We start from the raw sequence: 12,092 nt of genomic DNA, 5'->3' as shown, positions 1-12,092 counted from the left end.
CCGCCCACAACTCGTCATCGACTTCCCACGGCTTCGGCCGAGCCACCCCGCACCCCCGGATCATCAGTCCCGGAGCGATCCAATCACCTCGAAGATCATTTCGTTAGGAGTTCTTAGCGCGCGTCATTCTTGCCAACTACGACGCGTCACGCCTCGCTGAGCACGACCACCGCGCCTCCCAATTGCCAACAAGGCTGCACTGTCACAACGGATGTGACGGCGCAACGCAGTCGGCAAAACAGGGTGCTTGTTGGTAAATGAGCCCGCGGTCACTGTGCGGAGCGTCCAAGGCGGTGCTGGTGTACACGGCGAAGGGTTCGCTGGGCGCCATCGTGGCTGGGTCCGTGAGAGTAGGCCAGCGTGATGTACGGCCAGGCCAAGGCCCCTCGGATTGTCGAGGAGCCGGTATGCGGGGAGGCCGGGGCGACGAGCAGTCCAGCAGTCCTGAGCCACATCACGTTGGAGAGAGTGGTGAAGGCGAGGCTGGAGCTGCGGGGATTCAGCGTGCGGGAAGTCCGCGCCGAGGGCCTGCCTCGATTCGTATGGCCTGGGGGCACACAGGACTCCGTGCACCTGACAAGCGTCTCACCGGTCCGGCTTCGCCTCTAGGCGCTGCCGGAAACTCGCACTTCAGCGGCGGAACCGGACGACGGTGCTAGGCGGCTGAGGGGCGCACGGCCGGTCGAAACGACCGCCGAGTGGACGCAAAATCTCCGCCGGGTATTCACACGAGCCTCATAACTGCTGGCTGTGCTTCTGTGCGCCCTGGCGGCGGCGTGGCATGGAACCGACGATGGGCCCCGGTTCAGACCGACCGCCCGTACCTGGCGGCGTACACGGGCCGGGGTCCACCCGGTCTTCTTCGCGCGCCAGGTCTGCCGTCGGCGGCCCTGGGCGCTCCTTGGGAAGGACGTCCATGTTCGGCAGACCCAGAGCCCTGCTTCGCCTGTTGGTACCTGCGTTGCTCGCCGCCGGTGCCTTGGTGCCGCTGTCGGCAGGCACCGCTTCCGCCGTGTCCCCGATCTGCGTGAGCGGCACGTTGCAGTTCGACTACCAGTCCGCCGAGGCGGGCACCGCGAAGCCGACGCTGACCCGGGGTGCCCGTAACGCCTCGGTCGAGCTGTGGGGTCGGGAGCTGGCGACCGAGACCGACCACAAGCTGAACGCCGGCACGCAGCTGACCGGTGCGGCCGACGGTTCGTTCAACCTGTGCTACACCCCCGTCAACACCACTTCTCTGAACCACGTGTTCGTGCGGTTCGCCACCCTCAGCAACCAGGTGTGGCGGGTCACCAACACCAGCGGAACCGTCTACACCCTCGACACGCCGACGCTGACGAACGTATCGGCGAACGTCGCCCTCGGTGCGGTCAACCCGACCGTTTCGGACCGGGCCTGGCACGCCTTCGACACCGTCAACCTGCTCTGGTCGCAACGCGCCAACTCGACCACCCCGTGCTGGACGACCGCCGAGAACAACGCGGCGACCTGCACCACGCTGACGCTGCGCTGGCAGACCGGGTCCAACAGCGGCCCGTACTACGACCTGGCGAACAATATCTACCTGGCCGAGGGCGACCCGGACTCCGAGCACACCGTGCTGCACGAGGCGGGACACTTCTTCCAGCACCGGCTCTACAATGGCAACTGGCCCAACGTCATCAACTGCAACCCGCACTTCATCCAGCTGGCGTCGTCCGCCACCTGCGCCTGGACGGAGGGCTTCGGCGACGCGGTGGCCGCCTATCTCCTGGGCGACCAGCGCTACGTGTTCCCGAACGGCGACTCCACCTCGTTCACCCACAGCGCGGGCTGGCAGACCGGCGACCATGTGCAGGGCAACGTGGCCTCCTCGCTGCTCCAGCTGTGGAACCAGGTGGACGGCAGCTGGAACCGCAGCATCGCCACCCTGGCCGCGAATACGCCCTCGACCTTCGCCAACTGGTTCAAGTTCGTCCGACCGACGGCCGTCCCGCCGTTGTCCATCACCGGTGCCGCGCTGACCGCCGTGGACTCTCATGCCATCAACTACGGCTCCACGGTCGTCGGTGACAACGCCTACCACGCGCTCAGCAACGGCGGTGGCGTCGCGCTCCAGCGAGGAACGGGCTGCAGTGTTGCCGTCTCTGGGGTGGCCCAGTTCGCCGCCCTGGACACTACCCGGGCGTCCCAGCGCTGGAAGTTCGTCGCCAACGGCGACGGTACCGTGCGGATCTACGACAGCTGCGCGATCCCGCTCTACCTGACCGCGCCGACCACCGCCGGCGGTCAGATAGCCCTCCAGGCCGTCAGTCTCGGCGCAGCCAACCAGCGCTGGACGGTGACGCAGAACGCGGTCGGTACCTACACCGTGACCAACCCGGCCACCGGCTACGTCTTGGACGGCAACGCCACCGCAGGGCAGGCGGTCACCGCCAACACCGCATCCGCGGGCTCGGCCAGCCAGAACTGGGCGTCGGTTTTCTCCATCTCCTGACCCCGGCCATACCCCGGCCTGTCCCCGGCCCACAGGCGCAGGCTTCACATCCCCGACGGTCACCTGTGCCGGAGAGGGCTTCGCCCGGCCAGGATGCTCGTGCGCTCGAGTCTTGATCGCCCTGTCGGGCGATCACGGCTCGGGCGGGCAGAGTGTCGGGGTGGCCGCGCAACCTTTGCGCGTCGAGTTCCTGTGGCGACCGGTAGCAGGCGGGCGGATCTCCGAGCGGACGCACTCGTCCCCCAGGACCGGTCCGCCCGTCGGGGTGACCACCGGATCGCGCATCGGGCCTCGTGCAGGGGCTGGGCTGTGCGGCGGCGTCCGCTTTTTCCCGCGCATTGATCGGTTGGCGCCTCCGGTCTACCCGAAGGCGACGGGATTCCGGGGCCCGGGGAGACGGCAGTGTTTTCCGGCGTCCGGCCCGTACCGCAGGACGCGTACGGGACCTCCTTCTGCCGGGCCACCAACCAGCCACTTACGGACAGCTTTCGCCTGTATGCAGACAGTTGCCGTGCTGTGGTGTCAGCGCCGGCCAGGCAGTCCGGATGATGCTCCTGCCCTCCCCCGGCTGCCGGCTCCCGGCGAGTCCAGGACGGGGCAAGGCTGTTGCGGCCCGATTGGTGCCGCGGTGGTGCGCGGCGTGAGGCCGTGCTCCCCGGGTTCGTTCCGGGGGGTGCGGTGCCTGATGTTCGAAGCCCGGCCCGGACGTTGCAGCAGACCGCTGCGGGCGGGCTCAGCGTGGCCGCACTGCTGCCGGTCTTCCAGGCCCTACCGGGGCCGCCGACGGGTGCGGGTTCTTCGAAGGGAAAGTCCCGTGATAGCTGTACCTGCCCGACCCCGTCGTCCGCTGGCGTCGTGGAGACGTAGGCTGACCGCTGGCGTCGCCGGAAGCGCTCTGGCGGTGAGCGGACTGGTCGCCCTGGCGGCCCCGCCCGCGCAGGCGCTCGCGCTGGCCCCACTCGCGTACGTCACCGACCTGATGGCGAACCAGGTGTCGGTGCTGGACACCGCCACCAACACGGTCACGGCCACGATCCCGGTCGGCGGCAGCCCGATCGGGGCGGTGGCCTCGCCGGACGCGGCGAGCGTGTACGTCACCAACAACAGCTCCGACTCGGTGTCGGTGATCGACACCGCGACCAACACCGTGTCCGCGACCGTAGCGGTCGGTGCGGGCCCGATCGGGGTAGCCGTCTCCCCCTCCGGGGACAGCCTCTACACCGCCGGCAGCGGCGCGAACACGCTCTCGGTGGTGGACACCGCCACGAACACCGTCACCGCGAGCATCCCGGTCGGCAGCCAGCCGTTCGGTGTGGCGCTGTCCCCCGACGGCGCGCGAGCCTACGTGTCCAACAACGGCGGCAACACCGTATCGGTGGTCAACACCGCCACCGCGACATCCGTGGCGACCATCGGCGTCGGACAGAAGCCCAACTTCATCGCGGTGACCCCGGACGGATCGCGCGCCTACGTCGGCAACCAGAACTCGCACAATGTGTCCGTCATCGACACCACCACCAACACCGTCACCGCCACGATCCCGGTCGGCATCGGCCCGTTCGGCCTCACCCTGTCCCCGGACGGGAGCCGCGCGTACGCCAGCAACAACTCCTCCTCCTCGGTGTCGGTGATCGACACCGCCACCAACACCGTCACCGCGACCGCGGGCGTCGGCAACGGCCCGTTCCAGAGCGCCGTCACCCCCGACGGCACCCTCGCCTACGTCCCCAACGGCTACGCCGGCACCATGTCGGTCATCGACACCGCCACCAACGCGGTCACCGCAACCTTCCCCCTCGGATCCTTCCCGTACTCGGTCGCCTTCGCCCCCGCGGTCACCGCGGCACCCGCTGCGGACCTGACCGTGGCCGTCGCTGGCTCCGCTGACCCGGTCAACGCCGGCGACCCCATCACCTACACCGCCACCCTCGGCAACAACGGCTCCGACGCCGCCACGGGCACCACCGCCACGATCACCCTCTCCGGCACCGCCCGCACCATCACCTCCGCGACCGCCTCCCAGGGCTCCTGCACCATCACCGCGCCGACCGTCACGTGCGCCCTGGGCACAGTCGCCGACGGCGCATCGGCCACCGTCACCGTGCACGTGACCCCGACCACGGCCGGCACCCTGACCACAACCGCCACCGCCACCGCCACCGAGACCGACCCGGTCCCCGGCAACAACACCGCCAGCCTGTCCACCACCGTCGCCACCCCACCCACCGCGGACATCGACGTCGACGTCACCGCGCAGCCGCACCTCGGCATCCTGGTCCCCTACCTCACCTACACCCTCACCGCCCGCAACACCGGCCCCGCAGACGTGAGTTCGGCAACCGTCACCGCCATCCTGTCCCCGGGCGCGACCGCGTCGAACCTGTCCACTGGATGCACCACCAGTACCGGCACCGTCACCTGCGCCTACGGCACCATCGCCAACGGAACTGCGGTGAACAAGACCTTCCGAGTCCCGCTCTCGCTCCTATCGCTGGGCCACGTCCAGGTCACCGGCACCCGCACCACCTCCTCACCCACCGACCCCAACGGGGCCAACGACAACGGAACGGCAACCTGCACCGTCGTCTCCATCCTGCTGGCCTCGTGCCCCTGATCAGCAACCCACACCCCTCGCAGGGCTCCGAACAGCGACCCTGACCAAGTACCCCACCTCCTCGACGCAGAGCTCCCCCTGTGCCGCAGCACTCTGGGGCGCTAACATGGCGGACAGCATGGGGCAGGGGTGCACTCGGTGCCCAGACCTCCAGAGACGAGAGGGTCCCCGCCACGCGCGGCGGGGACCCTCTCGTCTCGTCCATCAAGAAGCCACTCGGCTTCCCTCTCCGGCGGCAACCTCGACACCCAGCGGGCGCCGCAGTAATAGCCGCAGCCTCTTTCGCAACGACCCTGCGGAGCCGCTCTAATACTGCAACGGCGTTTGGTGTGACTGGTGGCCAGGACAGTCGTTGATCCGGATATGGGTGGGGAGCTCGGTGAGGTCAGGGCGTGGGCAGCGGGTCTGGGCGAATTGCATGAGCGGTTCGTGCACCGATTCGCTCGGTCGGAGCCGCGGGAGTCGGCGCTGGCTTACATGCAGGGGCTGATCGCTCCGTTGGAGCGGAAGAACGGTTGCACGCTGGCGGAGGAGGCCGGCCACGCGGCTCCTGATCGGATGCACCGGCTGCTGAACCGGTGCGACTGGGACGCCGATGAGGTCCTGGACGACGTTCGCGACTACGTCGTGGAGCATCTCGGCGACCCGGGCGCGGTGCTGATCGTGGATGACACCGGATTCTTGAAGAAGGGCGTCCGCTCAGCCGGCGTCCAGCGCCAGTGTTCGGGCACTGCGGGGCGGACAGAAATTTTTCAGGTCGGTGTTTTCCTCGCGTATGCGGGAGAGCGCGGCCGCACCTTGATCGACCGCCGCCTGTATCCGCCCACGTCGTGGACCGACGACCGCGAACGCTGCCAGGCCGCCGGCGTCGGCCACGATGTCGCCTTCGAGACGAAAGTCGTCATCGCCAAAGCGATGGTCCGACGCGCGATCGCCGAGAAGATCCCGTTCCGATGGGTGACCGCGGACGCCGCCTACGGCTTCTCCAAGGGCTGGCGGACCGAGCTCGAGCGGGCCGACGTCTTCCACGTCATGGCCACCACCCGTCACGACACGGTCGTCACCCGTTGGGCCATGGACCACCCGGTGCACGATCTGTTTCCCGGCCTGTCCCGGCAGAAGTGGAAGCGCCGTTCCTGCGGCAACGGCGCCCACGGGCCACGCGTCTACGACTGGGCCAGGGTCGAGGTCCGTCCCTGGCACCGCGAAGACCGTCGGCACTGGGTCATCGCCCGTCGCAGCGTCAGCCGACCGAAGGAGATCTCCTACCACATCGCCTACTGCCCCGCCGAGACCACACTCGATGAGCTGATCCGCGTCGCCGGCAGCCGGTGGGCCGTTGAGGAATGCTTCCAAACCGCCAAGCAGGAATGCGGCCTGGACGATTACCAGGTCCGCCGCTACCCCGGCTGGCACCGCCAGATCACCCTCGCCATGGCCGCCCACGCCTGCCTGACCGTCCTGAGGGCCCGCGCACTCGACACCGAGAAAGCAGAAACGGATCCTCCCAGCTCATCGCCCTGACCCTCCCCGAAATCCGGCGACTGACCACCCGCCTGACCCGGCCCCGCACCAACCTCATCGACCATGTCCTGCACTGGTCACACTGGCGCCGCCGACGACAGTTCCAAGCCCGGATCAGCCACTACAAACGACGCGGCCACACACCACCAGAAACTGCCCACACATCAGAACAAAGACCGTTGCAGTACTAAAGCGGGTGTCGCAGGTTCGAATCCTGTCGGGGGCACACCGCGTTACCGCTCTGACCTGGGGTTTCTCCCTCAGGGAGGGGGTCTTGCTCGGCCTCGGACTTCTCGTCTGGGGCCGTTTGCGTGAGCGGTGCGTGAGCGGACGGGGAGTTGATCTCCCGCGAATCGCCCCCTTCGCCCGCCCCTCGGTTGCGCCGTGTGCTTCCGCAGCCGCTACGGGTCGGACTATTCGGTCTGATGGGCTCCCAGGACACGGGCTGTGATCCGTTCCAGCGCATCGGCCTGTACCGGGGCACCCGGTGGGCGGGCCACCAGGGAGAGAGTGACTTGTCCGGGCACCGGCGAGGACTGGATCCGGTCTCCCGGCGCGGAGTACCAGCGGGCGGCCAGCTCAGGGACCAGGGCGCCGATGCGCCGATGCCGGGCGATGCGCAGGCCCGCCTCGATCGTGGGGGCGGGCAGCGGGTGAGCGCCGAGGGCGGAGAGTCGCTGCCGAACGGTCTCCCCGGTGCGGTCGAACGTCGAGTAGAGGACGGGACGGCCGGCGAGCAGGGGAGTCCTTCCTCTGGAGGCCGGGGTGCCGTGGGGCAGGACGAGAACGAGCGGGGAGACGCCCAGAACGGTCCGGTGCAGTCCTCGGGGAACGGTGGCTTGGCCGACAATCGTGACGATCGCGGCGTCCAGCAGGCCGTCGTGGACCTGTTGGAGCAACACCGGCCCGTGGTCGATCTCCGGATGCACGGTGACGTCGTCCAGCTCGACGGACAGGGCGGTGAAGACCATCGGGGCGAGGGCCTGGATGGTGCCGACGCTCAGTGACGGGGCGCTGGTGGCGGCGAGGACCTGGTCGGGCAGGGCATCGATCTCCGCGAGCAGCCGGGCCGCTTGACGAGCCAGTTCGCGTCCCGCAGGAGTGGGTCGGGCCCCGGTGGTATCCCGCTCGAACAGCTGGACGCCGAGGCGGCGTTCGAGAGTGGCCAGGCGACGCGACGCCGAAGGCTGTGTGGTCAGCAACTCCTTGGCGGCCGCTCCCACCGAGCCATGCCGGGCGACTGCCTCGGTGAGGGTCAGATCCTCGACAGTGAGGCGTGAGGTCATACCTCCAGTGTATGAGAGACGTTGTCGGATCGGCTTCTACCTGCCGAGCGGTGTGCGGCCCAGGATCGGACCATGCGCACACCACTCTTCCTCCTTACCGCTCTCACCTTCCTGACCTGGACCGGAAGCCGCATGACCGCCGTGGCTCTGCCACTGGTGGCCCTGGCTGAGACCGGTCAGGCGTGGACCACCGGGCTGGTCGGCGGCATGGCGGGCCTGCCCCTGCTGACCGTGGGCTGGTGGGGCCGTGGGCTGCGCGACCGGCTGACCTCCGGGCGGGCCCTGTCCGTGGTGACGGCCGTCCAGGCCGCCGGACTGGCTGTCGTACCGGTGGCTGCCCTGACCGGGCAGGTCGGTGCCGCGGCGCTGTGCGCCTCCGGCCTGGTCACCGGCACGGCCGGCGCGCTCTCGGGACCGGCGCAGCGGGCACTCGTCGCCGATCTGGCCGACGTCCAGGAGCGGTCGGACACTGCCCGGGCGGGGCATGACCGGGCGACGGACGCCGCCCGGTGGCTTGCTTGGCAGGACCTCGCCCACCGAATCTCGATGGTCTTCGCGCCGCCCCTCGGGGCATGGCTGGTGACGGTCTGGGGAGCTCAGCCCCTGCTGTGGTGCGAGAGCTGCGTATTCGCCGTGGCGGCCCTTGCGGTCCTGGCTGTTCCCGCAGCCCAGCCCGGCCGTCCCCGCCGCAAGGACGAGTCGGCCGTGGTGACGCGACCCGTGTCGCCGACGGCCGTCCTGCGCCGCCATCCGCAGATCGCCGCCGGTGTTCTCATGGCCGGTGTCGGCGGGGTCTGCTGGTTCGGCTTCACTCTCGGACTTGCCATCCTGAGCATCGAGTCCGGCCGCCCCGGTGCGCTGATCGCGGCGGGTGTCAGCGGCTACGGAATCGCCTCCGTCGCCGTCTCGCTGCTGGTGCCCATGTTGATCGACCGGCTTCCCCGCAGCACCACCATGGCCCTGTCCTGGGCCGTCCTCGGCACCGTCTTCCTCGCCCTCCCCGTCGCTGCTCCGAACCTGGTGGCCATCGCTCTGGTGGCCGGCGTCGGCGGAGCAGCAACGCCGTGGGGCATCGCCGCCCTGAACGCCATGATCAGCGAGCAGACGACCGGGGACGAGCGGCGGGCGGCGTTCACGGCCGAGACCGTCCTGCACTCCGGTGGCGCCTCTCTCGGGTTGCTGGTCGGCGGCGCGGTCATCGGGTGGGCCGGATCGGTCCGCGTGCTGGCAGCCACCGGGCTGCTCCAGATCGCCGCGGCCGCAATCGGGCTGCTCATGGCCCGCCGGAGCGGAGCGGACGAGAGGTCCGCAGTCCGGCGCAAGGCAGCACCGGACCGCGGCTCCACAGAGGTGTCGGCCGGGAGCGCCACAGCGGCGGTGGAAGCGGCCGAAGGCTGCACCTGCAGCTCTCCCGCCCGGAAGGACGCCCGAGCCGCCTGACGGCCCAGCAGATGCCTTTACCTGCTTCGTATTTGGTTTCGAGCAGGTAGATCACTTGGCGTCCGACTTCCTCGACCCAGATGCCGATCGTTTCCCGGACCACCGCAGGTCCTGGCTGAGCCTGCCGTGAACGAGGGCGACATCCTGCACTGTCGGCGTACACGTGAACGCACATAGCCGCGTACGGATGAACGTACAACGATCGTCTACGACCGCACCAAGACAGTCGTGCGCCGTCACGTCGCCCCGGGTGAGGCGGTTCCACTGCATCCGGAGGCGGTCGGGTTCGCCGGCCACTACGACTTCGACATCGATGTGCTGGCCGCCTACCGCCCCCAGGGCAAGGGCCGCGTCGAACGCCAGGTCCTGATCGTCCGCGACCCCGTTCTCTCGGGCCGGGCCTTCTCCTGCATCGAGGAGATGGACGCCGCGTTCACCGCCTGGGTGCCGAAACGACGAACCCAGACGCACCGGACTCACCAGCAGGTCATCGGTGAGCGGGCAGCTCGTGACCACGCGGCTCTCAAGCCATTGCCACCGACTCCGTATCTGGTGGCCGAACGTCATCTGCGGCCGGTCGGCAAAGACTGCCTGGTCGCCTTCGGCGGGAACCTCTACTCAGTCCCCGCCCGCAAGGTCCGACCGCGTCAGCTGGTGGAGATCAGGGCGACGAAGTCGCAGGTCATGCTGCATTCCACCAGTGTCGACGCCAGCGGCGAGACGCTGCTTGCCATGCATCCACGGGCCGTCGGACGCGGCGTCCGTGTCGTCGAAGAACAGCACTGGGACGGCCTGCCCACCGGCAAAGGACGCCGGACCACCACCGGCGAAGTCTTGCCCCGGCCGCGTCACGATTGCCCTCCGGGTGAGGAGAGCGGACCGTTGCAAGCCCTCCTCAACCGGGCTGCGGCGACCCGCGTCGAGGTCGGCCGCCGGCCGTTGTCGGTCTATGACGAGTGACTGGAACCCGCCCTTTCACCAGTAACCGAGCGACGAAGGAACCGTCTTGAGCGAGCTGACTGGCAACCGCATCCGCACCACGGCGACCAGGCTCGGCCTGCCCCACCTGGCGGAAACCATCAACGAGTACACGCGGCGGGCGGACGAGGGGAAGATGGGCTACCTCGACTTCCTCGACCTGGTCCTATCCGAGGAACTCGCCGTCCGCGACGACCGCCGCTTCCGCCAGGGCCTGCGGCTCTCCCGGCTGCCGCACCACAAAACGATCGATGAGTACGACTTCTCGTTCCAGCCCGAGCTCGACCCGCGCAAGATCAAAGACCTAGCCACCCTGTCCTTCGTCGATGCTGGGGCCGCCCGGCGTCGGCAAGACCCACATCGCGATCGCGCTGGCGGTTGCGGCCTGCCGGGCCGGATACTCGATCTACTTCACCAGCCTCGACGACATGGTCCGCAACCTCAGGGCAGCCGAGGCGGCCGGACGTCTGACCAGCAAACTGGGTTCCTACCTGCGGCCGAGCGTTCTCGTGGTCGATGAGGTCGGCTACCAGCCCCTCGAACGCGCCGAGGCGAACCTGGTCTTCCAGGTCATCTCGAAGCGCTACGAAAAGGGCTCCATCATCCTGACCTCGAACAAGACCTTCAGCGAATGGGGCCAGGTCTTCGGCGACGAAGTCCTCGCCACCGCCTCCTGCACCACTGCGAAGTCGTCGCCATCAACGGTCCTAGCTACAGGCTGAAGAACCGCCTCAAGGCCATCGAGCGCGAGACGGAAGTCGCCTGATCCGGGAGTTCAATCCTGGCCCAGTTCCTCGCCCGGCGGGATGAAGGCGTCGGCACTGCCGGCATCGTCAACATGCCCGTGAGCGTCCATCGTGATGGCCGTTGCCCGGCCCTGCGAGGTGATCAGCCACGCGAGTACCTGTTCCGTGAGCGGGCCGTTCCCCGGGCCCTCGTCTTTCCAGTGGGCCCGCCACCCACCACCAGGAACTGCGGCTACGACCTGGTCGGCCTTCTCAAGGTGGGAGAAGTCCTCGTATTCCGTGACGGGACGCATGGCGCCTCGCTTCGGGTCGACGACAAGCGCCGTCCCAGTTGCCGGGTCCCATGCCTCCACCCGCACCATGCGGCCGATCTCGGTCTCGGTGCCATTGAAGATCGCGGTCCAGCCAGTCTGATTGAAGTAACGAAGGTCCACTGCCCCATCCTCTCGCATGGCGATGAGCGCAGCGGGCGGCTACTTGCTCTGCACGTTCATCCGTACGCACCTCTGCACGTAGGCGAGTACGCCGACAGCATGCGCCAATGGCAGGCCTGGCTGCCCTGGCCTTGAACGGGGGCAACGAGGCACAAGGCGTAAATTCTCTGCATAGCCTGCTTGAGAACAGCCCTCAGCGAGCCGCCTACGCAATCACCCACTTCCGCGGCCCAGGCGCCTCCGCACTGAAGCGAACCGGTTACAGGGCAATGTGCTTGACCTCGCTCACCGGCTGATCACCATTACCTACGACGCCTTGCCGGCGATCGCCGATTACATGGCCCGCCACAACACTGACTTCCCAGAACTGCCCGATGCCCTGCGCCGAACATGGCAGAACGCTGTCACCGCTGCCCAGCAATCCCTCGCTGCTCCCCAGCAACCTGCCACTGCAACGCTGCCCCCTGCCGCCGACCGCCGGAGAAGGCGATGGTGGCGCGGTTGAGTTTTCCTGCACAGATGGTTGCCGGAGCACGAGCCTTATTCGGCGGATAGCCGATCCTTGACGAACTGCCTACTGAGATTGAACTCGTG

The 12,092-nt window shown here is 68.4% G+C and carries 7 protein-coding genes and 1 pseudogene; 6 read left to right on the top strand and 2 right to left on the bottom strand.

The window, feature by feature from the left end; all coding sequences use genetic code 11:
- Window positions 1-916 precede the first annotated feature (916 nt).
- The 3 genes from JGS39_RS28150 (at window position 917) to JGS39_RS28140 (ending at window position 6,614) form a co-directional block, all read left to right on the top strand.
- A complete protein-coding gene (locus tag JGS39_RS28150) occupies window positions 917-2,476 on the top strand; it encodes an RICIN domain-containing protein (protein WP_219572408.1) in 1,560 nt (519 codons plus the stop codon).
- A gap of 496 nt (window positions 2,477-2,972) precedes the next feature.
- Window positions 2,973-5,090, top strand: coding sequence for a YVTN family beta-propeller repeat protein (locus JGS39_RS28145; RefSeq protein ID WP_443742893.1), 2,118 nt, complete (start codon window positions 2,973-2,975; stop codon window positions 5,088-5,090).
- Window positions 5,091-5,453: 363 nt separating this feature from the next.
- Window positions 5,454-6,614 carry an IS701 family transposase gene (locus tag JGS39_RS28140; protein ID WP_219572409.1) on the top strand — a complete coding sequence of 387 codons (1,161 nt, stop codon included), beginning with the start codon at window positions 5,454-5,456 and terminating at the stop codon, window positions 6,612-6,614.
- A gap of 413 nt (window positions 6,615-7,027) precedes the next feature.
- Here JGS39_RS28140 and JGS39_RS28135 read toward each other — a convergent pair whose 3' ends face one another.
- On the bottom strand, window positions 7,028-7,900 hold the full coding sequence (locus JGS39_RS28135) for a LysR family transcriptional regulator (protein ID WP_219572406.1): 873 nt from the start codon (window positions 7,898-7,900) through the stop codon (window positions 7,028-7,030).
- A 72-nt stretch (window positions 7,901-7,972) separates the two neighbouring features.
- On the opposite strand from JGS39_RS28135, the gene JGS39_RS28130 reads away from it, so the two are divergent.
- The 3 genes and pseudogenes from JGS39_RS28130 to istB all read left to right on the top strand — a co-directional run bounded on the left by JGS39_RS28130 (window position 7,973) and on the right by istB (window position 11,084).
- Window positions 7,973-9,340, top strand: coding sequence for an MFS transporter (locus JGS39_RS28130; protein WP_219572405.1), 1,368 nt, complete (start codon window positions 7,973-7,975; stop codon window positions 9,338-9,340).
- 228 nt (window positions 9,341-9,568) lie between these two features.
- Entirely contained in the window at window positions 9,569-10,300 is a 732-nt protein-coding gene (locus JGS39_RS28125; RefSeq protein WP_443742892.1) for a Mu transposase domain-containing protein, read from the top strand.
- Window positions 10,301-10,346: 46 nt separating this feature from the next.
- A pseudogene (gene istB, locus JGS39_RS28120) lies at window positions 10,347-11,084 on the top strand (IS21-like element helper ATPase IstB).
- A 9-nt stretch (window positions 11,085-11,093) separates the two neighbouring features.
- On the opposite strand, the gene JGS39_RS28115 reads toward istB, so the two are convergent.
- Entirely contained in the window at window positions 11,094-11,498 is a 405-nt protein-coding gene (locus tag JGS39_RS28115; protein WP_308120752.1) for a hypothetical protein, read from the bottom strand.
- Between the last annotated feature and the right edge of the window lie 594 nt (window positions 11,499-12,092).

Source organism: Streptomyces poriferorum, assembly GCF_019399235.1.
In the GTDB taxonomy this organism is placed as follows: domain Bacteria; phylum Actinomycetota; class Actinomycetes; order Streptomycetales; family Streptomycetaceae; genus Streptomyces; species Streptomyces poriferorum.
Note: the sequence above shows the minus strand (reverse complement) of the source record. Positions and strands in the feature narration are given on the sequence as shown.

What these genes read in the sequence shown, in the direction of transcription:
- JGS39_RS28150 (WP_219572408.1), top strand. Translation starts at nt 917, where the DNA reads ATGTTCGGCAGACCCAGAGCCCTGCTTCGCCTGTTGGTACCTGCGTTG.
- JGS39_RS28145 (WP_443742893.1), top strand. Translation starts at nt 2,973, where the DNA reads ATGCAGACAGTTGCCGTGCTGTGGTGTCAGCGCCGGCCAGGCAGTCCG.
- JGS39_RS28140 (WP_219572409.1), top strand. Translation starts at nt 5,454, where the DNA reads ATGGGTGGGGAGCTCGGTGAGGTCAGGGCGTGGGCAGCGGGTCTGGGC.
- JGS39_RS28135 (WP_219572406.1), bottom strand. Translation starts at nt 7,900, where the DNA reads ATGACCTCACGCCTCACTGTCGAGGATCTGACCCTCACCGAGGCAGTC.
- JGS39_RS28130 (WP_219572405.1), top strand. Translation starts at nt 7,973, where the DNA reads ATGCGCACACCACTCTTCCTCCTTACCGCTCTCACCTTCCTGACCTGG.